General features: G+C 69.7%; 21 protein-coding genes and 4 tRNA genes. 11 read left to right on the forward strand and 14 right to left on the reverse strand.

Annotated elements, in window-relative coordinates:
- Nucleotides 1-33 precede the first annotated feature (33 nt).
- Nucleotides 34-1374 carry an aminotransferase class I/II-fold pyridoxal phosphate-dependent enzyme gene (locus B0B15_RS09625; protein ID WP_076675556.1) on the forward strand — a complete coding sequence of 447 codons (1341 nt, stop codon included), beginning with the start codon at nt 34-36 and terminating at the stop codon, nt 1372-1374.
- On the forward strand, nt 1371-2222 hold the full coding sequence (pdxY, locus tag B0B15_RS09630) for a pyridoxal kinase PdxY (protein ID WP_076675557.1): 852 nt from the start codon (nt 1371-1373) through the stop codon (nt 2220-2222). Before B0B15_RS09625 ends, pdxY begins: the two co-directional genes overlap by 4 nt.
- A gap of 145 nt (nt 2223-2367) precedes the next feature.
- Here the strand turns inward: pdxY and B0B15_RS09635 are convergent, their stop codons facing one another.
- Genes B0B15_RS09635 through thrS form a run of 3 tightly spaced genes read right to left on the reverse strand, consistent with a single transcriptional unit; the run spans nt 2368 to nt 5594 of the window.
- A complete protein-coding gene (locus B0B15_RS09635) occupies nt 2368-2973 on the reverse strand; it encodes a hypothetical protein (protein WP_076675559.1) in 606 nt (201 codons plus the stop codon).
- Nucleotides 2974-3030: 57 nt separating this feature from the next.
- Nucleotides 3031-3612: an HIT family protein gene (locus B0B15_RS09640; protein ID WP_371113251.1), complete on the reverse strand. Its 582-nt coding sequence runs from the start codon at nt 3610-3612 to the stop codon at nt 3031-3033.
- Entirely contained in the window at nt 3609-5594 is a 1986-nt protein-coding gene (gene thrS / locus B0B15_RS09645; RefSeq protein WP_076675561.1) for a threonine--tRNA ligase, read from the reverse strand. Before thrS ends, B0B15_RS09640 begins: the two co-directional genes overlap by 4 nt.
- Nucleotides 5595-5676: 82 nt before the next feature.
- Between thrS and B0B15_RS09650 the strand changes: the two genes are divergently transcribed.
- Nucleotides 5677-6828 (forward strand): SLC13 family permease, encoded by a 1152-nt coding sequence (locus B0B15_RS09650; RefSeq protein WP_256334271.1) that lies wholly within the window; start codon nt 5677-5679, stop codon nt 6826-6828.
- Between the two features lie 3 nt (nt 6829-6831).
- Here the strand turns inward: B0B15_RS09650 and B0B15_RS09655 are convergent, their stop codons facing one another.
- The 3 genes from B0B15_RS09655 to B0B15_RS09665 form a co-directional block, all read right to left on the reverse strand.
- Nucleotides 6832-7224, reverse strand: a complete 393-nt coding sequence (locus tag B0B15_RS09655) for a TIGR03618 family F420-dependent PPOX class oxidoreductase (protein WP_076675564.1) — start codon at nt 7222-7224, stop codon at nt 6832-6834.
- A 40-nt stretch (nt 7225-7264) separates the two neighbouring features.
- Entirely contained in the window at nt 7265-7648 is a 384-nt protein-coding gene (locus B0B15_RS09660) for a DUF7882 family protein (RefSeq protein WP_076675565.1), read from the reverse strand.
- A 193-nt stretch (nt 7649-7841) separates the two neighbouring features.
- Nucleotides 7842-8255 (reverse strand): PPOX class F420-dependent oxidoreductase, encoded by a 414-nt coding sequence (locus B0B15_RS09665; RefSeq protein WP_076675567.1) that lies wholly within the window; start codon nt 8253-8255, stop codon nt 7842-7844.
- Nucleotides 8256-8385: 130 nt separating this feature from the next.
- Here B0B15_RS09665 and B0B15_RS16500 point away from each other — a divergent pair, with 130 nt between their 5' ends.
- Nucleotides 8386-8568 carry a hypothetical protein gene (locus B0B15_RS16500; RefSeq protein ID WP_176776613.1) on the forward strand — a complete coding sequence of 61 codons (183 nt, stop codon included), beginning with the start codon at nt 8386-8388 and terminating at the stop codon, nt 8566-8568.
- Nucleotides 8569-9208: 640 nt separating this feature from the next.
- Here B0B15_RS16500 and B0B15_RS09675 read toward each other — a convergent pair.
- The 3 genes from B0B15_RS09675 to B0B15_RS09685 all read right to left on the reverse strand — a co-directional run bounded on the left by B0B15_RS09675 (nt 9209) and on the right by B0B15_RS09685 (nt 9519).
- Nucleotides 9209-9280, reverse strand: a tRNA-Val gene (locus B0B15_RS09675).
- A 27-nt stretch (nt 9281-9307) separates the two neighbouring features.
- Nucleotides 9308-9378 (reverse strand) — tRNA-Cys (locus tag B0B15_RS09680).
- 68 nt (nt 9379-9446) lie between these two features.
- Nucleotides 9447-9519, reverse strand: a tRNA-Gly gene (locus B0B15_RS09685).
- A 151-nt stretch (nt 9520-9670) separates the two neighbouring features.
- On the opposite strand from B0B15_RS09685, the gene B0B15_RS09690 reads away from it, so the two are divergent.
- Nucleotides 9671-9746, forward strand: a tRNA-Val gene (locus B0B15_RS09690).
- A gap of 122 nt (nt 9747-9868) precedes the next feature.
- On the opposite strand, the gene B0B15_RS09695 is transcribed toward B0B15_RS09690, so the two are convergent.
- From B0B15_RS09695 to zapE, 4 genes are all read right to left on the reverse strand, one after another.
- Entirely contained in the window at nt 9869-10816 is a 948-nt protein-coding gene (locus tag B0B15_RS09695) for a hypothetical protein (protein WP_083708974.1), read from the reverse strand.
- Between the two features lie 80 nt (nt 10817-10896).
- The gene (locus tag B0B15_RS09700; RefSeq protein ID WP_076675570.1) at nt 10897-11436 is read right to left on the reverse strand and encodes a type II toxin-antitoxin system PemK/MazF family toxin; all 540 of its coding nucleotides are present in this window, start codon (nt 11434-11436) and stop codon (nt 10897-10899) included.
- A 72-nt stretch (nt 11437-11508) separates the two neighbouring features.
- Complete coding sequence (locus B0B15_RS09705; protein ID WP_076675571.1) at nt 11509-12783, reverse strand: ammonium transporter; 1275 nt, start codon at nt 12781-12783, stop codon at nt 11509-11511.
- 166 nt (nt 12784-12949) lie between these two features.
- Entirely contained in the window at nt 12950-13987 is a 1038-nt protein-coding gene (zapE, locus tag B0B15_RS09710; RefSeq protein WP_076675573.1) for a cell division protein ZapE, read from the reverse strand.
- Between the two features lie 142 nt (nt 13988-14129).
- Here zapE and B0B15_RS09715 point away from each other — a divergent pair, with 142 nt between their 5' ends.
- Entirely contained in the window at nt 14130-15032 is a 903-nt protein-coding gene (locus B0B15_RS09715; RefSeq protein ID WP_076675574.1) for a sulfurtransferase, read from the forward strand.
- 34 nt (nt 15033-15066) lie between these two features.
- Complete coding sequence (locus B0B15_RS09720) at nt 15067-15507, forward strand: SufE family protein (protein WP_091366450.1); 441 nt, start codon at nt 15067-15069, stop codon at nt 15505-15507.
- Nucleotides 15508-15566: 59 nt separating this feature from the next.
- Here the strand turns inward: B0B15_RS09720 and B0B15_RS09725 are convergent, their stop codons facing one another.
- Nucleotides 15567-16775 (reverse strand): alpha/beta hydrolase family protein, encoded by a 1209-nt coding sequence (locus B0B15_RS09725; protein WP_076675578.1) that lies wholly within the window; start codon nt 16773-16775, stop codon nt 15567-15569.
- Nucleotides 16776-16800: 25 nt separating this feature from the next.
- On the opposite strand from B0B15_RS09725, the gene B0B15_RS09730 reads away from it, so the two are divergent.
- The 4 genes from B0B15_RS09730 (at nt 16801) to B0B15_RS09745 (ending at nt 22010) form a co-directional block, all read left to right on the forward strand.
- Nucleotides 16801-17391, forward strand: coding sequence for a DUF3000 domain-containing protein (locus B0B15_RS09730; RefSeq protein ID WP_076675580.1), 591 nt, complete (start codon nt 16801-16803; stop codon nt 17389-17391).
- Nucleotides 17384-18580, forward strand: a complete 1197-nt coding sequence (locus tag B0B15_RS09735) for a ribonuclease D (RefSeq protein ID WP_076675582.1) — start codon at nt 17384-17386, stop codon at nt 18578-18580. The genes B0B15_RS09730 and B0B15_RS09735 overlap by 8 nt, the downstream gene beginning before the upstream one ends.
- A 71-nt stretch (nt 18581-18651) precedes the next feature.
- Entirely contained in the window at nt 18652-19860 is a 1209-nt protein-coding gene (locus B0B15_RS09740; protein ID WP_076675584.1) for a thiolase family protein, read from the forward strand.
- Nucleotides 19857-22010, forward strand: coding sequence for a 3-hydroxyacyl-CoA dehydrogenase NAD-binding domain-containing protein (locus tag B0B15_RS09745; RefSeq protein WP_256334272.1), 2154 nt, complete (start codon nt 19857-19859; stop codon nt 22008-22010). Before B0B15_RS09740 ends, B0B15_RS09745 begins: the two co-directional genes overlap by 4 nt.
- The last annotated feature ends 243 nt before the right edge of the window (nt 22011-22253 follow it).

A 22253-nucleotide genomic window follows, 5' to 3' on the forward strand; every position in this document is an offset into this window, starting at 1 on the left:
AGGACATAAGCTGGGCGAAAGCTTTGGGGGCGTATGACCATCGACATCACCGGCCGCTCGGCATCCGAGATCGCCGCCGGCCTGCGCACGCGCATCGAACGCGGAGAGCTTCCCCCGGGCACGCTCCTGCCGCCCGTCCGCACGCTCGCGGCCGAGCGGGGGGTGAACCGGAACACCGTCGTGGCGGCGTATCGCCAGCTCGCGCAGGCGGGGCTCGTCGAAGCCCGCGGACGCGGCGGGACGCGGGTCGCCGACCGCGCCGCCGTCGCGCAGGAGGGCTACGCGCCCGACACCGTGCTGCGCGACGTCGGCACGGGCAACCCCGACCCCGCGCTCATCCCCGACCCGACGGCCGCCCTCGCCCGCTCCGCGCGCCCGGTGCTGTACGGCGAGCCGGTCATCGACCCCGGTCTGGAAGCGTGGGCGCGGGCGTGGATGGCCGAACAGCTCCCCCACGACGACATGCGCATCACCGTCACGAGCGGTGCGAGCGATGCCATCGAGCGGCTGCTCGCGCAGGCGCTGCAGCGCGACGACGCGGTCGCGCTGGAGGACCCGTGCTTCCTGTCGGCGCTGCACACCGTGCGCACCGGCGGGTATCGCGCGGTGCCCGTCCCGGTGGATGCCGAGGGCATGACCGTCGACGGGTTGCGCGCCGCGTTGGACGCCGGGGTGAGGGCCGTCATCGTCACGCCGAGGGCGCACAATCCCACCGGCGCGAGCCTCAGTGCCGAGCGCGCGGCGGCGCTCCGCGAGGTCCTCGTCGCGCACCCCTATGTGCTCGTGGTCGAGGACGACCACTTCTCCCTGCTGTCGCGGGCGCGGCTGCAGTCGGTGATCGGCGCCTCCCAACGACGGTGGGCGCGCATCCGCTCGATGTCGAAGTTCCTCGGACCCGACACCTGCCTCGCCGTCACGGCATCCGATGCCGACACCGCCGACGGCCTCGCCGTGCGCCTCACCCCCGGGACGACGTGGGTGAGCCACATCCTGCAGCGTCTGACGCTCGCTCTCGTCACCGACGACGAGGTGCGCACGGGCATCGAGCGCGCCGCCGTCCACTACGCCGATCGCAACGCCGCTTTCGCTCGGGCCCTCACCGACCGGGGGGTTCCGGTCTCTCCCGGCGACGGCCTCAACCTGTGGGTGCCGCTGCCGGTAGCGGCCCCGCGCGTGCGCGAGGAGCTCATGCACCGCGGATGGTTGGTGCGCGAGGGCGATCCGTTCTTCCTCGGTGAGAGCGACCACGGCGCTTTCCTGCGCCTCACCGTCCACGACCTCGACGAGGCCTCGGCCCACGCCCTGGCCGACGACCTCGCGCGGGCGTGCCGGGTGCTCCGGGCGGACGCGGGAAGTGGAAGGATCGAGGCATGAAGGTTCTCTCGATCCAGTCCGCCGTCGCGTACGGGCACGTCGGCAACTCCGCCGCCGTCTTCCCCCTCCAGCGCATCGGCGTCGAGGTGCTGCCCGTGTACACGGTGAACTTCTCGAACCACACCGGCTACGGCGCCTGGCGCGGACCGCTCATCTCCCCCGACGATGTCGCAGCCGTGATCGCGGGCATCGAGGAACGTGGCATCTTCCCCGAGATCGACGTGGTGCTGTCGGGCTACCAGGGCGGCGAGGGCATCGGCGACGTCATCATCGACGCCGTCTCGCGCGTGAAGAAGGCCAATCCGGATGCCGTCTACGCCTGCGACCCGGTCATGGGCAACGCCAGGTCCGGCTGCTTCGTCGCACCGGCCATCCCCGAGCTGCTGCGCGAGCGCGTCGTGCCCACGGCCGACATCATCACGCCCAACCAGTTCGAGCTCGGCTTCCTCACCGGCACCGAGCCCGGAAGCATCGACTCGACCCTCGCGTCGGCCGACCTTGTGCGCGCGCGAGGTCCGCGTACCGTCCTGGTCACGAGCGTCGAGCGGCCCGACCGCGAGGCCGACACGATCGAGATGATGGTGATCGACGACGCCGGCGCATGGATCGTGCAGACGCCGCTCATCCCGATGAAGGCGAACGGCTCGGGCGACGTCACCGCCGCGCTCTTCACGGCGCACTACCGCCGCACGGGCGACGCGGCCGACGCCCTGGCGCGCACAGCCTCGAGCGTGTTCGACCTGCTGTCGAACACGTACGAGTCCGGATCGCGCGAACTGCGCCTCGTGGAGTCGCAGGAGGCCTACGCCCACCCGCGCCTCCAGTTCGACGTGCGCCAGGTCCGCTGAGACGACGACGATCGCCCGATCGCACCGACGGGCTCAGCACCCGTCCCGCGACCGGCTGAATGGGCATCTCCTCGCTGCACAGCGAGGTCCCTGAGCCTGTCGAAGGGATCGGGCGCACCGATGCGACGTCCGGCGCGGCTGTTCGTCAGCCCCCGTACACCTGCTGGTACGCCGCCACCCACGCGTCGCCGTCATCGGGGCAGAGGAACGTCGTGCCGAACACCATCACGCTCGCGACGTTGGCCTCGGCCTTCTTCCGTGCATCGTCATCGAGCCCGGTCGGGATCAGCTGAGCGAACAGGGGCGACGTCGAGACATGCGCGACGAGGGTCGAGGAGTCGACCTCGTGTCGGCTGAGGATCGCCGTCTCGCACGCATCGCCGGCGAGGGCGAGGGAGAGGTTCTCGTCGGAAGCGGTCCACGTAGCACCCTGCTCTTCGACATAGGCCCGTTGCTGCGCGATGAAGTCCTGCTGAGCCGGGGTCACTGCGACGAGCGGGGTGCCGTCCATGGGGAGCTGCTGCTCGCGGAAGAATTCGTCGCGTTCGGTGAACACGTCGGAGAAGTCGTCCGGGTCGGCGGTCGCCTCCTCCCCCGGAGCCGACGGCTGCGCCGCGGTCGGGGTCGCCGCAGGGGCCTCCGCAGCGTCGCCGCCCTCGAGCGGGCTCGGAAGCGGAATGCACGCGGTCGTCGCCGTCAGCACGGCGGCGAGCGTCAACGAGAGCACGAGGGGGCGAGTCCGAGCGTTCATGGGACCACCGTAGCCAGCACGACCCCGCGGCGAGCGGGGGTTGTGGACAACGCCGGTTCAGGCGTCCCACGCCTCCGACACCGCGCGGCGGACGTCGCCGAGCAGCTGCGGCAGCGCCTTGGTCTTGGCGATGATCGGGAAGAAGTTCGCGTCCGACGCCCAGCGCGGGACGATGTGCTGGTGGAGGTGACCGTCGACCCCTGCCCCCGCGATCGCCCCCTGGTTCATGCCCAGATTGAAACCGTCGCAGTTCGACACCGCGCGCAGCACCCGCATCCCCCGCTGGGTGAGGGCGCCGATCTCGGCGACCTCCTCCTCGGTCGCCTGATCGTAGGTGGCGATGTGACGGTACGGGCACACCAGGAGGTGGCCCGAGTTGTAGGGGAAGAGATTCAGCAGGACGTACGCCGTCTTCCCCCGCGCGACGATCAGACCGTCCTCGTCGCTCTTGTCGGGCGCCGCGCAGAACGGACAGTTCTTCTCCATCGGCTCGCGCCCGGCCGAGATGTACGCCATGCGGTGCGGAGTCCACAGGCGCTGGAACTCGTCGGGAACGCCCGGAAGGGTCGCGGCGTCGACCAGCTCGGCGTCGGTCGTCGCGGACGACTCCGCCCCGGCGGCATCCGGGCCGGTCGTCACGCCAGGTCCTCGGCGGTGTTGACGAGCGTCCGCGCCGAGATCGCGCCGGTGATGCGCGAGACGGCCTCGTCGACGGGGATGCCGTTGAGCTGCGTTCCGTCGCGGAAGCGGAACGACACCGTACCGGCCGCGCTGTCCTGCTCGCCGGCGATCAGCATGAGCGGCACCTTCTGCGTCGTGTGCGTGCGAATCTTCTTCTGCATGCGGTCATCGCTGTGGTCGGCCTCGGCGCGCACGCCCTTGGTCTTCAGATCGGCCACGATGCCCTGGAGGTAGTCGCCGTACTCGGCGGCCACCGGCACGGCCACGACCTGCACGGGCGCCAGCCACACCGGGAACGCACCCGCGTAGTGCTCGAGCAGGATGGCGAAGAAGCGCTCGACCGAGCCGAAGAGGGCGCGGTGAATCATCACCGGGCGGTGCTTCTCTCCGTCGGGACCCGTGTACTCGAGCTCGAAGCGCTCGGGCTGGTTGAAGTCGAGCTGGATGGTCGACATCTGCCACGTGCGGCCGATCGCGTCGCGCGCCTGCACCGAGATCTTGGGGCCGTAGAACGCTGCTCCGCCCGGATCGGGTACGAGCTGGAGGCCCGAGGCCTCGGCCACCTCGCGGAGGGTGTCCGTCGCCTCGGTCCAGAGGGCGTCGTCGCCGATGAACTTCGGATTGCCCTCCTCCTTCGTCGACAGCTCCAGGTAGAAGTCGTTGAGGCCGTAGTCGCGCAGCGTCTGCAGCACGAAGTCGAGGCTGTGGGTCAGCTCGCCCTTCACCTGGTCGGCGGTGACGTAGATGTGTGTGTCGTCCTGAGTCATGCCACGCACGCGCGTCAGCCCCGCGAGGGTTCCGCTCTTCTCGTAGCGGTACACCGACCCGAACTCGCTCAGACGCAGGGGCAGCTCGCGGTAGCTGCGGCCGCGCGAGCGGAAGATCAGGTTGTGGAAGGGGCAGTTCATGGGCTTGAGGTAATACTCCTGGCCCTCGCGCGACACGTGCCCGTCGGCATCCACGACCTCGTCGAGGACCATCGGGGGGTACATCCCGTCGGCGTACCACTGCAGGTGGCCGCTGGTCATGAACAGGTCGCCCTTGGTGATGTGCGGGGTGTTCACGACCTCGTAGCCGCTGGCGAGCAGGCGCTCGCGCATGTAGCGCTCGATCTCGTAGCGGATGATGCCGCCCTTGGGGTGGAACACCGAGAGCCCCGGACCGATCTCGTCGGGGAACGAGAAGAGGTCGAGCTCCTTGCCCAGCTTGCGGTGGTCGCGCTTCGCGGCCTCTTCGAGGCGGTGCTGGTAGGCCCGCAGCTCGTCCTTGGTGGGCCACGCCGTGCCGTAGATGCGCTGCAGCTGCGGGTTCTTCTCGCTGCCGCGCCAGTAGGCGCCGGCGATGCGGGTGAGGTCCCAGCCGTTGCCGATCAGACGGGTACCGGGAACGTGCGGTCCGCGGCACAGGTCCTTCCACGCGGTCTCGCCGTCGCGGGTGACGTTGTCGTAGATCGTCAGCTCCCCGGCGCCGACCTCGACCGACGCGCCCTCGGCGGCCTCAGCGGATCCGCCCTTGAGACCGATCAGCTCGAGCTTGAACGGCTCGTCGGCGAGCTCAGCGCGGGCCTCGTCGTCGGTGACGATGCGACGCACGAACCGCTGGTTCTCGCGGACGATGCGCTCCATCTCCTTCTTGATGACCTTGAGGTCGTCGGGAGTGAAGGGCTCGTCGACCTGGAAGTCGTAGTAGAAGCCGTCGGTGACGGGCGGGCCGATGCCGAGGTTCGCCTGGGGCTTGACACGCTGGACGGCCTGCGCGAGCACGTGCGCCGTCGAGTGGCGCAGGATCGAGAGACCGTCTGCGCTGTCGATGGTGACCGGCTCGACCTGGTCGTCGGCCGTCACGGTCGTGGCCAGGTCTTTCAGCTCCCCGTTGACGCGCAGAGCGAGAACCGAACGGTCGGGGAAGAGGGCGAAGCCATCGGTGGGGAAATCAGTCACAGAACATCTCCTGAAGGGGTCCGTTCCAGGCTACCGGGCGGGCATGGTCTCGACCGCACTGGACGTGCCCCATAGTGGAGCGGTGACTCTGGCCATCATCGGCGGCGTGCTCTGGATCCTCGGGATCGTCGCGCTGCTCACCGGCGCCTTCCCCGCAGGCGACGCCCTCGCTGTCGCCGACCGTGTCTGGCCCATCCTGCTGTTCGTCGTCGCCGTCACGATCGTGGCCGAACTGGCGTCCAAGGCGGGGCTGTTCGACGTGGTCGCCGCGCGCCTGGCGAAGATCGCGCGCGGGCGCACGGCCCTGCTGTGGGCGCTCGTCGTCCTGCTGGCGACGGTGGCCACGGCGTTCCTGTCGCTCGACACCACCGCGGTGCTGTTGACGCCGGTGGTGGTGGCGATGGCGGTGGCCCGCAAGATGGATCCCCTGCCGTTCGCCTTCGTGACGGTGGTGCTCGCCAACACCGCCTCGCTCGTGCTGCCCGTGTCGAACCTCACGAACCTGCTGGCATCCGAGGCCCTCGGCGGAGGACACGATCCGATCGCCTTTCTCGCGCTGCTCGGCCCGTCGGCGCTCATCGCAATCGCGGTGTCGGTCCTGGTGCTGACGGTCGTGTTCCTGCGGCGTCTGCCCCGCACCTATCCGGATGCCGCTGCCCCCACCGTCTCGGACCCCGTCCTCCTGCGCGTGTCGGGCATCGTCACGCTGGCGCTGCTGCCGCTGCTCGTGATCGGTCTCGAACCGTGGATGCCGGCCGTCGCCGCCGCCGTCGTGCTCGTCGTGACGTTCGCCCTGCGCGCGCCGAAAAGCCTCGGCATCCGGCTCGTCCCGTGGTCGCTGCTCGTGTTCGCCGGAGGGCTGTTCCTCGCGGTCGGGGCGCTCGAGGCGCTCGGAATCGGAAAGGTGACCACCGTGCTCGCGGGGACCGGCGACGACCTCGGATCGCTGTGGCAGCTGGCCGGGGTGGGCGCTCTCGTGGCGAACGGGATCAACAACCTGCCCGCCTATCTCGCGCTGGAGTCGGTCGCGGGGTCGCCCGTGCGCCTCGCGGCGTTGCTCATCGGCGTCAACGCCGGCCCGATCGTGACGCCGTGGGCGTCGCTCGCGACGCTCCTGTGGCACGACCGGCTGGTCGCGGCGGGCGTCGAGGTGCGGTGGAGCAGGTTCGTCGTGCTGGGTGCCGTGATCGCCCCGCTGATCCTGCTGCTCGCCGTCGTCCCGCTCGCCCTGTGAGGATCAGTCCTCGTACGTGCGCGACCAGGCCTTGCGCGGCTCGATGAACCAGACGGCCAGACCCGTTCGCATGCCGTAGGGCCCGCCGGTGTAGAGCGCCGAGATCCGGTCGATGTAGGGCAGGGCGGCGTCGCCGTCGATGCGTCGCACCGCCTCTCCCCGCACGAAGGCCATCGAGTACGGGTTGTCGGCTCCGGTCACCGAGATCGCGACGCGCGGGTCGCGGCGGAGGTTGCGGTCTTTCAGCGTGTCGATCTCGGTGAAGATCATGAGTCGGTCGCCGTCGACCCCCACCCACAGCGGGATGGAGTGCGGGGAGCCGTCCTTCATGAGTGTCGCGAGGTGCGCCACGGCATCCGTTTCGAAAAAGGGCTTCGCGTCGTTCCAGTCCGTCATGTGGGAGAGAACGCCCGTCGCGGCTCTCGGCATTCCGGGTTCAGGAGTGCGCGCTCGCCCCGACCTGCTCGTTCGGTACCTCGCGGAAGACCATCTCCTCGCGCTGCGCACTCTCGCGCGGCGCGGATTCGTCCGGCTCGGGGATCACGTAGAGACCGCGCCCGGAATTGGCGTTGTACGAGAGCGCGTGCAGCCAGGCGGGGCTCAGTTGGGGCGTCCGGCTGCCGTGATATTTGAACACCAGCGAGACGTTCGGATGGATGTACACCGTCGTGCGCCCGCCGCCGGTGCTGATGTCGTCCTTCCACGTGAAGGGGAACGACTCTCCCCGGCGGACCTTGGCCATGATCACGGCCTGCAGGTGCGCGAGCAGGCGATCCTCGAAGTCGACCTTGACGTTCCCGTCGTAGATGAACTTGCCCATGATGACCCCTTGATGCTCCTCCCCAGCCGCGCGCATCTCCAGGCGAGAAATTCGAACGCGGTGGCCGAGGGATCCATCGTCGTTTCTCCAAGCACTGTCCCGCAAAAAGAGCCCCGCGCCCACCCCTTGCCTCCGGAGTCGTTTCGCAGGTAGGGCTCAACCAGCGGCGCGCGCCCCGCGGGATGCCGCGACGTCAGGTGGAACGGGAGATGCGGATGATCACGCGATCCCCGGGCTTGCGTTGAAGCCGCCGCACGAGCACCTCGAAACCGAGGATCAACCGATACTGCAGGCCGTACTTGCGGCGAAGGGCGGTGTGGGCGCGCACGTCCTCGGTGGCCGGACCCGATATACGAGCATGGGCCTCAACCGTGTGGGCATCCGGGTCCACCGCGCCCATGCGACTGCACGGGCGCAGCGTGACTCGAGGGTCGTTGCGCAGGCGCTTGACCTTACCCGTCGACCGTTCGCTGGTGACGACGAGTTCGTCCCCGTCCCGTGCGATCCACACCGGAACAGCGACCACGGCGCCGTTCTTGCGATAGGTGCCGAGGGAGACAAAGGACGACGAGGCGATCTCACGCCAGTGGGTGTCGGGGACCGTCATGTCTCCACGCTAGTGGGGCCTCGTGCATCCACCCAGGGCTTGCATCGGGCTCCGGATGCCGAGGTCGATTCGCGAAGAGCTTGTTGGGAGCGCTTCCATGGTGGCGTGCTCGCGCCCTATGCTCGCGGCCATGGGGAGCTACGACGTACCGCAGGTGGGGCCTGTGATCGTTTCACTGCAGACGTATCGATTCGGGTTGACCAACGAGTCGCTGACGACGCTGGCGTCCGCGCACCGGGTGAACGGCCAGCCGCTGGATGTCGTGGATCACGAGAGAGTCGCGCAGTACCTGCAAAGCATCGCCGTGATCTGAGCGGGAGCACGACGGCGCCGGGTGTTGCACGTCCGTCGAATACGCCCTTCATGGGACTGCTGTGCCGAACCTCAACGCGGGCGCAAGGAATGCGCAACGGAGCCATAAGACCGGGCGCGACCTGTCCCCCATTCGGTGGACATGGGATAACGTCGCCTTGTTCCCGCCGCCAGGCACTCCGCAGCCCCCCTTACTGGCGGCGGGAACAACCACTCCCCCGCATCGATCGTCATCGTCGTCCGTGAGCGGCGCGGGAATTCCCGGCGGCGAACGAGCCGCTGTCGCGCGCGGTGCGCGCGGCTGGAGAGCGCGTCACTCGGGTCGCTGATATGTCCGTGCGAGCGGATGACTCTGCGGGACATCGTCGTGTCGCTGACGGTCACCCCCGTGCGGGACGGCTGAACCGCGATCCTCATCGTCGATGCTCATCGATCCTCATCGTCGATGCTCATGGAGCGGCCGCGGGCAGCCGGTGGTTCTCGGCCCCGGGCGCCGGCACGCATCCGCTTGCCATGCAGCGCGCGAGCTCACCCAGGATCAGGCGATCTCGATGCGCACAGCTGGTCGCTTGAGCGCGGACGGGGGTGAGCGCCTCGTCCGTGCACGAAAAAACCCCCGGCGAGCCGGGGGTTTCATTCGGTGCGCGATACTGGGATCGAACCAGTGACCTCTTCCGTGTCAGGGAAGCGCGCTACCGCTGCGCCAATCGCGCCTATACAGGCTGTTCTCTTGTGAGTTGAGGTGGCGACGGGATTCGAACCCGTGTAAACGGCTTTGCAGGCCGGTGCCTAGCCGCTCGGCCACGCCACCGTGATGTGGTTCGACCCACGTGTCGTGATCTGCCCGCCATACGTACTGGCGACAGATCCCTCCACTCGAGCGGATGACGAGACTCGAACTCGCGACCCCAACCTTGGCAAGGTTGTGCGCTACCAACTGCGCTACATCCGCACTTCGTTCCCGGGGCTTGCCCCGAGCACTCGTAAGACATTACCCGATCTGAGCGCGGGCGCAAAACGAGGTGCGCCCCGCGCGTGTCTTTCGGTTTGGTCGGAAGCACCTCTCGGCATCCGGTACGATCGATGAGTCCCGTTCGGGATGCGGGCGATTGGCGCAGTTGGTAGCGCGCTTCCTTCACACGGAAGAGGTCATCAGTTCGAGTCTGGTATCGCCCACCATCGCAAGGCCCTCGGTTCGCCGGGGGCCTTCGTCATTCCACGAGGCCCTGACGGTCCCTGACGGTCCCGGGGTGCGAGCCGAGTGGCTGCCGAAGAAGGCCCCCCAACAGGCGGTCGAAACCTCAGCCGACGCGTCTCCACGGCTCATCCGAACGCTCCCGCTGCCACTCCTCGCGCGGCCCGCTCTCGACGACGGCGTCGGTCAGCCAGATCGTCGAGTCGGGCGCCCATCCGGCGATCACGCTCGCGTACTCGCCGTCGATCTCGATCGTGCGGGTCGCACCGGTCAGGTAGCCGAGCGTGGTGAGGTGCACGGCGTGCCACTCGCGAGCGATGCGCACCCAATCCGGTATCAGCCAGCGGCCGTCGCGTCCGGTCGTGCGGTACCAGTCGTGGCGGTGCGAAGCCGTCACCTCGAGCGGGTACCTCCGGCACAGCTCAGCCCAGTCGGCGGCGCCGTTGATCTCGAGGGTGCGCCCGTGCCCGGTGACGGGGATGACCGTGGCGGCCTCGTCGCCGAAGGCATCCTCGACGAGGTCGAGAGCGGCTTCGACGCTGCCCCGCGTCGACAGCATCCACACCGGCACCGACCACCACTCCCCCGACACGCGGGCCGTCGGCTCCGTCGGCCAGTCCCGTCGGGCGCGCTCCTCCGCAGCGCGCAGGCCGGCATTCCACTTCTCGAGCGCGGTGGCCGCGGCCGGAGCGAGAGCGCCGGCGGCTTCACGGAGCCGCCACTTCACGGCCCACTGCTCCGGTGTGCGCTCGCGGTTCCACGATCGCTCGTACAGCGCGAGCAGGTCGTGCGCGAGCGGTCGCAGCGCCTCGACGATCCGCGGATCAGCGCAGAGCCGATCGACCGTGTCGGGTTCTTGCCAGTACCGCGCAACGTCGACCGACGCCCGCAGCGCCCCGGCGACGGCGTCATGGTCGAGGGGGGTTCCGGATGCCGCGGCGAGCGCCTCCGCGATGTCGCCCACACTCGGGTCGGGGATCGGCGCGGGCTCGCCACTCGAGAACGCGATGACCCGAGCGCCGTCTTCGAAGTGGTGGAAGCCGTAGTTGTTCACGATCTCAACGATCCGTGTATCCCGGCACCCGTACTCGAGGCATAGTCGCCTTCCCCGCGGCCCTTCGAGCAGGGCGTCGCTCACCCGCGCGACCACCCGTAGCGCGCCTCCAACGCCTTCGCGACGACGTCGAACCGCTTGCGATCCAGGGCTGCGGCCTCCCGCCGCATACCCGCGTCGTGCACGAGGTACACCTGCTCGACGTCCACCCACGACGGACGCCGTTGCGGATCCCACTCCCCCGTGCCCAGCGAGAGGTACTGGCGGTCGCCGTCATGCGGTTTGCTCGTCAGGCGCACGGCGTAGGAGCGGGAGGCATCCGCCCGGCCGATGATCAGTACGGGGCGGTCCTTGCCGCGGCCGTCGCGCTCCTCGTACGGCACCCAGGTCCAGACGATCTCGCCGCCGTCGGGCGCGCCGTCGCGTGCGGGGGCGTACGAGAGCGACAGGCGGCGCGGCGGGTCGACCTCCACCGTCTCGGTGCCCGCTGCGGCGCTCGGGCGCGAAGCGGGGCGTGGGGCGCCGACAGCCGATTTCGAGGGGCGCGGTGGAGCTGTCGTGCTCGTTCCGGACCGGAAGAGGCCGAGAAGCGCCGAGAGGACGCGAGAGGTCGTTCCCATACGGCCCACCCTAGACACGCGGAACGGGGCGCCGCCGACGAATCGGTGACGCCCCGTTCGAGGTGAGCGGGTTCAGCCGCGCACGTCGGAGAGCACGTAGCCCTCCTCGCCGTGCACGACGGTGTCGATACCGGCGATCTCGTCCTCGTTCTTCACGCGGAAGCCGATCGTCTTCTCGATCGCGAAACCGATGACGAAGGCGAGCACGAAGGAGTACACCAGCACGGCCAGCGCGGCGATCGCCTGGACGATCAGCTGGTTGAACGAGCCGCTGTTGATGAGGCCCGTGCCCGTGGCGAAGATGCCCAGGTACAGGGTTCCGATCAGACCACCGACGAGGTGGATGCCGACCACGTCGAGCGAGTCGTCGAAGCCGAGCTTGAACTTCAGCTCGATCGCCAGGGCGCAGACCGCGCCCGCGAGCAGGCCGAGCACGATGGCCCAGAACGGCGTCAGGGCGGCGCAGGCGGGCGTGATGGCGACCAGACCCGCGACGGCTCCGGAGGCGGCGCCGACCGAGGTGGGCTTGCCGTCCTTGATCTTCTCGACGATCAGCCAGGCCAGGAGGGCTGCGGCGGGAGCGGCGATCGTGTTGACGAACGCCAGCGCGGCGGTACCGTCGGCAGCCAGCTCCGAACCGGCGTTGAAGCCGAACCAGCCGAACCACAGCAGGCCCGCGCCAAGGAGCACGAACGGCGGGTTGTGGGGGACGTGCGCGCCCTTCTGGAAGCCGACGCGCTTGCCGAGCACGAGCGCCAGGGCGAGGGCGGCGGCACCGGCGTTGATGTGCACCGCGGTTCCACCGGCGAAGTCGATCGCTCCCACGCCGAAGACGTCCTGCAGGCCGTGGGTGATCCAGCCGCCGTACGAGAAGGACGCGTCATCGGCGAGGCCGAAGTTGAAGACCCAGCTGGCGACCGGGAAGTACACCACCGTGGCCCAGATGCCGGCGAAGATCATCCACGCGCCGAACTTGGCGCGGTCGGCGATGGCGCCCGAGACGAGGGCGACGGTGATGATGGCGAACGTGGCCTGGAACGCGACGAACGCGAGCGGCGGGTATGCCGCGCCCTCGGGCGTCTCGAGGACGCCGGCGAGGCTGAAGTTGCTGGGGTCGATCGCCCACGGGAACTGGGTGGTTCCCTCTTCGGTGGTCGGGAACGCGATCGAGTAGCCGTAGAGCACCCACAGGACCCCCATGAGGCCCATGGCGCCGAAGCTCATCATCATCATGCTGATGACGCTCTTGGCCTTGACGAGACCACCGTAGAAGAACGCGAGTCCTGGCGTCATGAGCAGCACGAGTGCCGCTGCTATCAGGATGAATGCGGTGTTGCCTTGATCCATCTCGGAGGAAACCTCTCTGCAGGGACGCAGGTGTAGCGTCGGGTCCCTTCAGTGTTCCCAGTGCCGGTTACCGTCGCCCTTCGTCTCGTGTTTCGCGAAGGTTACAGCCGCCGCTCCCCGGTAAACATCGCGTTTCGTGCCGATGGGAGGCGCTGATGAGAGGACCTCAGGAGTGAGTGAGCGCCACCAGGCGGGAGACCGCGCGCAGGTACTTCTTGCGGTAGCCGCCGGCCAGCATTTCGTCGCTGAACACCGTGTTCAGCGGCACCCCGGTGGCGCGGATCGGGATCTGCGCGTCATAGGCGCGGTCGACGAACGCGACCAGGCGCAGTGCCGCCGACTGGTCGTGCAGCACCTGCACGTCGCGCAGGCCGATCACGCCGACACCGTCGATGAGGCGGATGAAGCGTGACGGGTGCACGCGCGCCAGGTGTCCGACGAGGTCGCTGAACGCATCGTCGGATGCCACGCCGCCGGCGGAGGCGTTCTCGACGGCGGCGCGGTAGTCGCCGTCTGAGAGCACCTTCGCCTCCCCGTCGATCGCGCGCTGACGGAAGTCGGTGCCGTCGATGCGGATGGTGCGGAAGCTGTCGGCCATCGACTGGATCTCGCGCAGGAAGTCCTGCGCGGCGAAGCGTCCCTCGCCGAGAGCGTTCGGCGGGGTGTTCGAGGTCGCCGCCAGTCGGGTCCCGGATGCCACGAGCTCGCCGAGGAGTCGTGTCATGACCATCGTGTCGCCCGGATCGTCGAGCTCGAACTCGTCGATGCAGAGGAGGTCGGAGCCCCGGAACAGTTCGACGGCCTTGGCATACCCGAGGACGCCGACGAGCGCGGTGTACTCGATGAAGGAGCCGAAGTACTTCCGGCGGGCGGGCATCGCGTGATAGATCGCGGCGAGCAGGTGGGTCTTGCCCACGCCGAACCCGCCGTCGAGGTAGACGCCCGGCTTGACCGGGGGCGTCTTCTCCGCCCGACGGAAGAAGCCGCCCTTCTTCGCGGGCGCCGACTGCTTCCCCGCGAACGACTGCAAGAGCTCCTTGGCCTCCTGCTGCGAGGGGTAGGCGGCATCCGCGCGGTACGACTCGAACGTGGCGCCGTCGAACTGCGGGGGCGGCACCAGCGCGCTCACCATTTCGGCGCCCGAGACCGCGGGCTCGCGATCGGTGAGGTGGATGAGGCCGGTCGTCGCGGGCGTAGAGGTCATGGCCGTCCTGTGTCGCAGTCTTACGGGAGGGGTGTGTGCCCCCCGCCGCGGATCTAGGGTCGATAGTGCGGTGTCCACCCTATGCCGCCGTTCACGCCGCGGTGACCGCCGCCTGACCGCCGTTCTGACAGAGGAGTTCTCCGTGACCGTCGAGATCGACACCACCTCCCCCAAGTTCGCCGAGTACTCCGAGCCCGGACGGCTCGTCACGGGCGAGTGGCTGCAGGAACGTCTCGGGACGCCCGGACTGGTCGTCGTGGAGTCCGACGAAGACGTGCTGCTGTACGAGACCGGCCACATCCCCGGCGCCGTGAAGGTCGACTGGCACACGGAGCTCAACGATCCGGTGGTGCGCGACTACGTCGACGGCGAAGGCTTCGCGAAGCTCCTGAGCGCCAAGGGCATCTCGCGCGAGGACACCGTCGTGATCTACGGCGACAAGAACAACTGGTGGGCGGCCTACGCACTGTGGGTGTTCTCCCTCTTCGGTCACGAGGACGTGCGCCTGCTCGACGGGGGCCGCGACAAGTGGATCGCCGAGGGGCGCCCCCTGACCACCGACAAGACGGTCGTCGAGCCCACCGACTACCCGGTGGTCGAGCGCGACGATTCGGTCCTGCGTGCCTATAAGGAGGACGTGCTCGCCCACCTCGGCAACCCCCTGATCGACGTGCGCTCCCCCGAGGAGTACTCCGGCGAGCGCACGACGGCGCCCGCCTACCCCGAGGAGGGCGCGCTGCGCGCCGGGCACATCCCGAGCGCGCAGAGCGTGCCGTGGGGCAAGGCCGTCGCCGAGGACGGCGGCTTCAAGTCGCGTGCCGAGCTGGATGCCATCTACCGCGAGGGTGCGGGACTGGCCGACGGCGACAAGATCGTCGCGTACTGCCGCATCGGCGAGCGCTCGAGCCACACCTGGTTCGTGCTGAAGCACCTGCTGGGTTTCGACGACGTGCGCAACTACGACGGCTCGTGGACCGAGTGGGGCAGCGCCGTGCGCGTGCCGATCGTCTCGGGGTCCGAGCCGGGCGAGGTCCCGGGGCGCTGAGCCCGGGCGCGGTGGGCGTGGGAGGATGACGGAGATGTCCGACAACGCCCTCCCCGCCCGCCTCGCCGAGATCCGCGACGAGTTCCTCGAGCTCGACGAGCCCGATCGCCTGCAGCTGCTGCTCGAGTTCTCGCAGGAGCTCCCCGACGTGCCGGCGGAGTACGCCGGTCACCCCGAGCTGGCGGAGCGCGTGGCGGAGTGCCAGTCGCCGGTGTTCATCATCGTGACGGTCGATGACGACGACCGTGTCGCGATGCACGCGACCGCGCCGGCCGAGGCTCCGACCACCCGCGGCTTCGCCAGCATCCTCTCCCAGGGCTTGACCGGACTCAGCGCCGAGGAGATGCTCGCCGTCCCCGACGACTTCCCGCAGAGCATCGGGCTCACCCGCGCGGTGAGCCCCCTTCGCATCGCCGGTATGACCGGCATGCTCATGCGGGCGAAGCGTCAGGTGCGCGCCAAGCGCACCGCCTGATCCCGCGAGGTCGGCCGCAGCGGATCTCGCCGGTGTCGCCGGGTGCTCGGCATCCGGGATCACCTCTCGCGGGTGAGGCCCCGCTCGCGTAGCCACGACCCGATGGCGTCGGACCACCGTGTCTCGTCGTAGTTCCACAGCTTGGTGTGGCGGGCGGTGGTGAAGGTCTCCATCGTGACGAGGTCGGGTCGAGCCGCGGCGAGGGCGTGAGAGGCGTCGGAGGGGACGAAGCCGTCGTCGTCGCTGTGGAGGATGAGCACGGGATGCCGCAAGCTCCGAGCGCGGGCGACGACGTCGAGGCGGTCGAGCGGGATGGGCTCTCCCGTCCCGAGGACCGCGGCTCCCCAGCCCGATCCGATCGTGCGCTGCGCGAGCGCGATCACGGGCTCGGGCAGTCGCATCGCGCGGCCCTGGAAGGAGAGCACCGTCCGCCAGTCCACGACGGGCGAGTCGAGGACGAGACCGGCGATCACGTCGGCGTGCGGCGATTCGAGCGCCGCCTGCAGGGCGAGCGCCCCGCCCATGGACCAGCCCATGAGGATGACGCGGCGGGCGCCGTGGCGTCGCGCGTAGCCGATCGCGGCATCCAGGTCGCGCCACTCCGTCGCGCCGAGCGCGTAGGTGCCCGAGGGGCTGTTGGGGGCGTCGCCGTCGTTGCGGTACGACACGACGAGGCTCGTGATGCCGAGGGCGTGGAAGACGGGCACGGCGCGCAGGGTCTCGGCGCGGGTGGTGCCGCGGCCGTGCACCTGCACGACCCAGACGTCGGTGGGGTCGGCGGCGGCGAACTCCCAGGCGGGACACGTGCCCACCCCGGTCTCGATGTCGACGTCGCGGAAGGGCAGGTGCAGCTGCTCCGGCTGGTCGAAGTACCAGCCGCTGAACGCGGCTTCCGCAGCGAGATCGCCGTCGGCGGCGACATGGGTCAGCAGCTTCCGGGTGACGCTGGTCTCGTCGCTGCCGACGATGGCGCCCAGGCGCAGGTACGGGACTGACCCGACCGTGAAGAGTCCGTATCGGCCGGGGAGGGCGGTGTCGGGCGTGCGCGCGAGGGTGATGGTCTGCGCCGCGGCGTCCAGGCGCAGGATGCCCGTGTCCGGCAGGCGGCCGGCCGGGCGCACCACGGTGCGGGCGACCCGCAGGGACACGGCGCCCAGGGCACCCGCGGAGGCGGCCAGAGCGACGCCCAGGGAGGAGAGGGCGACGCGGAAACCGGTGATGCGGCGCCGCGATGCGCGGGGACCCGCGGCGCGCCTGGGAGCGTTCATCGAGGCCTCACTCTAGTCTGCTGCCGTGAGTGACCATCGCCCGGCGGAGGCCGCCGGACCGTTCGCGCGTGCCGCCGAGGAGGTGCGCGCGACGACGTTCCGCGACGACCTCGTGGTGCGGGAGATCCCCTCCCCCGCGGGACTGGCACCTTTCTCGCTCGCCCTGGCCGGCGATGTGCGCCCCGAAGAGCACGCCACTGACTCGCCCTTCGGCACGGGCCGCTTCATCCTGTTGCACGACCCCGAGGAGCCCGAGCCCTGGGGTGGGGCGTGGCGCATCGTCTGCTTCGCCCAGGCCCCCCTCGAGCCCGAGATCGGCGTCGACCCGCTGCTGGCCGAGGTCGCCTGGTCGTGGCTCATCGATGCGCTCGACTCGCGCGGGGCGGACCGCCATTCGGAGTCGGGCACCGCCACCAAGACCCTCTCGACCGGGTTCGGCGCTCTCGCCGCCCAGGGCGAGGGGTCGCAGATCGAACTTCGCGCGTCATGGTCGCCGCGCGGTCCCTTCCGCCCGCACCTCGAGGCGTGGGCGGAGCTCGTGTGCATGCTCGCCGGCCTCCCCCCGGGGTCGGAGGGCGTTGCCGTGTTCGGAGCCCGGAGGCCCACGCGTGGTTGAGTACATCGTCATCGAGGATGCCGCGGGGTTCCACTCCGCGTGCGTGGCGCTGGCCGCCGGGACGGGGCCGGTCGCGGTCGACGTCGAGCGCGCGTCGGGGTTCCGCTACTCGCAGCGTGCCTACCTCATCCAGGTCTTCCGGCGGGAGGCGGGGGTGTTCCTCTTCGACCCCACGACCATCGGCGACTTTTCGCCGCTGCAGACGGCCATCGGCGACGCGGAGTGGGTGTTCCACGCGGCAAGCCAAGACCTTCCGTCGCTGCGCGAGCGCGGCCTCGAGCCGCCGGTGATCTTCGACACCGAACTCGGCTCGCGCCTGCTCGGGCACGAGCGGGTGGGCCTGGGGGCCGTGGTGGAGCAGACCCTCGGCATCACCCTCGCCAAGGCCCACTCGGCGGCCGACTGGTCGACGCGTCCGCTGCCGGCATCCTGGCTCGAATACGCCGCGCTCGACGTCGAGCACCTCATCGACGTGCGCGACGTGCTCGTGGCGGAACTCGAGGAGCAGGGGAAGACGGAGTTCGCGCGGCAGGAGTTCCAGGCGGTTCTCGACCGGCAGCCCAAGCCCGCGCGGGAAGACCCGTGGCGCCGCCTGAGCGGTCTGCACACGGTGCGGGGCCGTCGCTCGCTGGCGGTCGCCCGCGCTCTCTGGCAGGCGCGCGAGGACTACGCCCGCGAGCAGGACATCGCCCCCGGGCGGCTCGTGCCCGACCGCGCGCTGGTCGCGGCCGTGCTCGCCGACCCCTCGAGCAAGCAGGCGCTCGCGGCGATCAAAGAGTTCAACGGCCGCGCCAGCCGCACCCAGCTCGACCGGTGGTGGAACGCCATCGTCGAGGGGCGCGCGAGCACCGACCTGCCGCCCGACCGGGTGCCGAGCGACACCCTGCCGCCGCCGCGCGCCTGGGCGGATCGCAACCCCGAGGCCGACCGTCGCCTGAAGGCCGCGCGTCCCGCGGTCGAGGCCCGGGCGGAGGAGTTGCGGATGCCGACCGAGAACCTATTGACGCCCGAGACGCTGCGACGTCTGTCGTGGGCACCGCCCGCGGACCTCACGGTCGAGAACGTGAGTGCGGCCCTGACGGAACTCGGCGCCCGCCCGTGGCAGATTGACCAGACTGCACAGGTGATCGTCGATAGCTTTGTAGCTTCCCTCAACCCCGTCGACGACGCCCCCGGCGTGGATTCGTAGGTTCGGACAACCGATTCTCCGCGGTCGGACCGACTTCCTAGGCTGGGGTCATCCCAAACTATGGAGGCAGAGTGGCCGAGATGACGGACGTCTTCTTCGTCGACGGAATGCGCACCCCCTTCGGGCGCGCCGGCGAGAAGGGCATGTACTGGAACACCCGCGCCGACGACCTGGTCGTCAAGGCGATCATCGGGTTGATGGAGCGCAACGGCGACGTGCCGAAGGACCGGATCGACGACGTGGCGATCGCCGCGACGTCGCAGACCGGTGATCAGGGACTCACCCTGGGCCGCACGGCGGCGATCCTCGCGGGTCTGCCGATGACCGTGCCGGGCCTCGCGATCGAGCGGATGTGCGCGGGCGCCATGACGAGCGTGACCACCATGGGCGCCTCGATCGGCGTCGGCATGTACGACCTCGCCCTCGCCGGCGGCGTCGAGCACATGGGGCGTCACCCCATCGGCGGCAACGTCGATCCCAACCCCCGCTTCGTGGCCGAGAAGCTCGTCGACCCGGGGGCGCTGAACATGGGCGTCACGGCGGAGCGCATCCACGATCGGTTCCCCCACCTGACCAAGGAGCGCGCGGACCGGTTCGGTGCGGCCAGCCAGCACAAGGTGCAGGCCGCGTACGAGGCCGGCAAGATCCAGCCCGACCTCGTGCCGGTGGCGGTGAAGGATGCCGATGGCGCCTGGGGCCTGGCCACCGAGGACGAGGGGCGCCGTCCCGAGACGACCGTGGAGGGTCTCGCGACGCTCAAGACGCCGTTCCGCCCCCACGGGCGCGTCACGGCCGGAACCTCGTCGCCCCTCACGGACGGCGCGACCATCAGCCTGCTCGCCGGAGCCGATGCCGTGAAGGAGTTCGGCCTCGCGCCCAAGATGCGCATGGTGTCGTTCGCGTTCGCGGGTGTCGAGCCCGAGATCATGGGCATCGGCCCGATCCCCTCGACCGAGAAGGCCCTGAAGAAGGCCGGTCTCACGATCGACGACATCGGCCTGTTCGAGCTGAACGAGGCGTTCGCCATCCAGGTGATCTCGCTGCTGGATCACTTCGGCATCGCCGACGATGACCCTCGCGTGAACCCCTGGGGCGGCGCCATCGCCGTCGGCCACCCGCTCGCGGCATCCGGAGTGCGTCTCATGATTCAGCTCGCGGCGCAGTTCGCCGAGCGCCCCGACGTGCGTTACGGCCTCACCGCCATGTGCGTGGGCCTCGGACAGGGCGGCTCGGTCATCTGGGAGAACCCGTTCTTCGACGGAAAGAAGAAGCGCAAGTGACCGACGACATCCTCCGCGCCTACGCCGGTATCGACTTCTCGCCCCTCGACGCCCTCACCGGCGACGAGGTGGTCACCCACTCCCCCGTCCGCGACGTGCGCCTGCCCTCGGGCAACGTGCTCGCGCTCGTCACGCTCGACAACGGGCGCGATCACACGCGCCCGAACACCCTCGGGCCGGCGACGCTCGCCGAACTCGGGCGCACGCTCGAAGCGCTGAAGGAGCGGGCCGCGAAGGGCGAGATCCACGCGGTCGCCATCACCGGAAAGCAGTACATCCTCGCCGCCGGGGCCGACCTCTCCGACGTCGCCAAGCTGCCGTCGAAGGAGGTCGCCCGCCTCATCGCGCAACGCGGGCACCAGGTCATCGGCTCGCTGTCGGAGCTCGGCGTGCCCTCGTTCGCGTTCGTCAACGGCCTCGCGCTCGGCGGCGGTCTCGAGATCGCCCTGAACTCGACGTACCGCACGGTCGATGCGTCGGCTGCGGCCGTCGCGCTGCCCGAGGTGTTCCTCGGCATCATCCCCGGCTGGGGCGGCGCCTACCTGCTCCCGAACCTCATCGGCATCGAGAACGCGCTCGAGGTCGTCGTCTCGAACCCGCTGAAGCAGAACCGCATGCTGAAGCCGAAGCAGGCCTTCGACCTCGGCATCATGGACGCCATCTTCCCGGCGGCCTCGTACCTCGAGGACTCGCTGCGCTGGGCCGACGGCGTGCTCACCGGCCGCATCAAGGTCGAGCGCAAGAACGAGCCGGGCAAGCTCGAACGCCTGACCAAGTGGCCCATCGCGATCAAGATGGCCCGCGGCATGCTCGAGTCCAAGATCGGCACTGTGCCCCGCTCCCCCTACGTCGCGCTCGATCTGCTCGACAAGGCCCGCAGCGGCACGAAGGCCGAGGGGTTCGCGCGCGAGGACGAGGCGCTGGCCGACCTCATCACGGGCGACCAGTTCGCGGCATCCATGTACGCCTTCGACCTCGTTCAGAAGCGCGCGAAGCGTCCGGTGGGCGCCCCGGACAAGGCGCTGGCGAAGAAGGTGACCAAGGTCGGCGTCATCGGCGCCGGGCTCATGGCCTCCCAGTTCGCGCTGTTGTTCGTGCGCAAGCTGCGCGTCCCCGTGATCATCACCGACCTCGACCAGGGACGTGTCCACAAGGGCGTGGCATCCATTCGCGAGGAGATCGGGAAGCTCGAGGCCAAGGGGCGGCTGGACGGTGACACCGCGAACCAGCTGCGCGCCCTCGTGCACGGCACGACCGACCGCTCGGAGTTCGCGGACTGCGACTTCGTCATCGAGGCCGTGTTCGAGGAGGTCGGCGTGAAGCAGGAGGTGTTCTCCGCGATCGAGAAGATCGTCTCCGAGGATGCGATCCTCGCCACCAACACCTCGTCGCTCTCGGTCGCCGAGATCGGTTCGGTGCTGCAGAACCCCGAGCGTCTCGTGGGCTTCCACTTCTTCAACCCGGTCGCGGTCATGCCGCTCATCGAGGTCGTGAAGACGGATGCCACGAGCGACGCGGCGCTGTCCACCGCCTTCGTGGTCGCGAAGGGCCTGGGCAAGAACGCGGTGCTCACCGCCGACGCACCCGGTTTCGTCGTGAACCGCCTTCTGGCGAAGGTCATGGGCGAGGCCGCGCGGGCTGTGTACGAAGGCACACCCATCGCAACGGTGGAGAAGGCGTTCGCGCCCCTCGGCCTTCCGATGGGTCCGTTTCAGCTGATCGACCTGGTCGGCTGGAAGGTCGCCGCGCACGTGCAGGACACGATGGCGCACGCCTTCCCCGACCGTTTCTTCTCGTCGGAGAACTTCCACGAGCTCGCGGCCCTGCCCGCGGTCGTCGAGAAGGACAAGGGCGGTCGCGTGACCGGCTGGACCAAGGCCGCGCAGAAGGTGCTCGTCACCGGCAAGACCCCGGTCGCGCCGGAGACGATCCTCGCTCGCGTGCAGGACGGCCTCGCGCAGGAGATCAAGATCATGCTCGACGAGGGCGTGGTGCCCGAGGTGCAGGACATCGACCTGTGCCTCATCCTCGGTGCCGGCTGGCCCTTCATCGACGGCGGGGCCTCGCCCTACCTCGATCGCGAGGGGGCGTCGGAGCGCGCCTTCGGCGACACGTTCCACCACCCGCCCATCCGCGGCATCGGAGCCTGAGGGCCCTCACTCACGACGGCGTCGTCCCTGCGGGGGCGACGCCGTCGTCGCTCCCGCGGGGGCCGGGCCGGGTCGAGCGCCGCCGCTTCCCCCCGAAGCATGACGGCGGTGCGGGGCGGCGCTCCAGGACAGGAGATCGCTCGGTGACAGGGGCGTGCGGGGTGGCGTGGTCCCCTCCCGGCGTGCGTTGCGGTAGGCGCCCCGGCGCGACGAAGGGGCCGGGATGACGGCATCCCGGCCCCT

The organism is Microbacterium sp. RU1D, from assembly GCF_900156435.1.
Taxonomy (GTDB): domain Bacteria; phylum Actinomycetota; class Actinomycetes; order Actinomycetales; family Microbacteriaceae; genus Microbacterium.

What these genes read in the sequence shown, in the direction of transcription:
- B0B15_RS09625 (WP_076675556.1), top strand. Translation starts at nt 34, where the DNA reads ATGACCATCGACATCACCGGCCGCTCGGCATCCGAGATCGCCGCCGGC.
- pdxY (WP_076675557.1), top strand. Translation starts at nt 1,371, where the DNA reads ATGAAGGTTCTCTCGATCCAGTCCGCCGTCGCGTACGGGCACGTCGGC.
- B0B15_RS09635 (WP_076675559.1), bottom strand. Translation starts at nt 2,973, where the DNA reads ATGAACGCTCGGACTCGCCCCCTCGTGCTCTCGTTGACGCTCGCCGCC.
- B0B15_RS09655 (WP_076675564.1), bottom strand. Translation starts at nt 7,224, where the DNA reads ATGACGGACTGGAACGACGCGAAGCCCTTTTTCGAAACGGATGCCGTG.
- B0B15_RS09660 (WP_076675565.1), bottom strand. Translation starts at nt 7,648, where the DNA reads ATGGGCAAGTTCATCTACGACGGGAACGTCAAGGTCGACTTCGAGGAT.
- B0B15_RS09665 (WP_076675567.1), bottom strand. Translation starts at nt 8,255, where the DNA reads ATGACGGTCCCCGACACCCACTGGCGTGAGATCGCCTCGTCGTCCTTT.
- B0B15_RS16500 (WP_176776613.1), top strand. Translation starts at nt 8,386, where the DNA reads ATGGGGAGCTACGACGTACCGCAGGTGGGGCCTGTGATCGTTTCACTG.
- B0B15_RS09700 (WP_076675570.1), bottom strand. Translation starts at nt 11,436, where the DNA reads ATGGGAACGACCTCTCGCGTCCTCTCGGCGCTTCTCGGCCTCTTCCGG.
- B0B15_RS09705 (WP_076675571.1), bottom strand. Translation starts at nt 12,783, where the DNA reads ATGGATCAAGGCAACACCGCATTCATCCTGATAGCAGCGGCACTCGTG.
- zapE (WP_076675573.1), bottom strand. Translation starts at nt 13,987, where the DNA reads ATGACCTCTACGCCCGCGACGACCGGCCTCATCCACCTCACCGATCGC.
- B0B15_RS09720 (WP_091366450.1), top strand. Translation starts at nt 15,067, where the DNA reads ATGTCCGACAACGCCCTCCCCGCCCGCCTCGCCGAGATCCGCGACGAG.
- B0B15_RS09725 (WP_076675578.1), bottom strand. Translation starts at nt 16,775, where the DNA reads ATGAACGCTCCCAGGCGCGCCGCGGGTCCCCGCGCATCGCGGCGCCGC.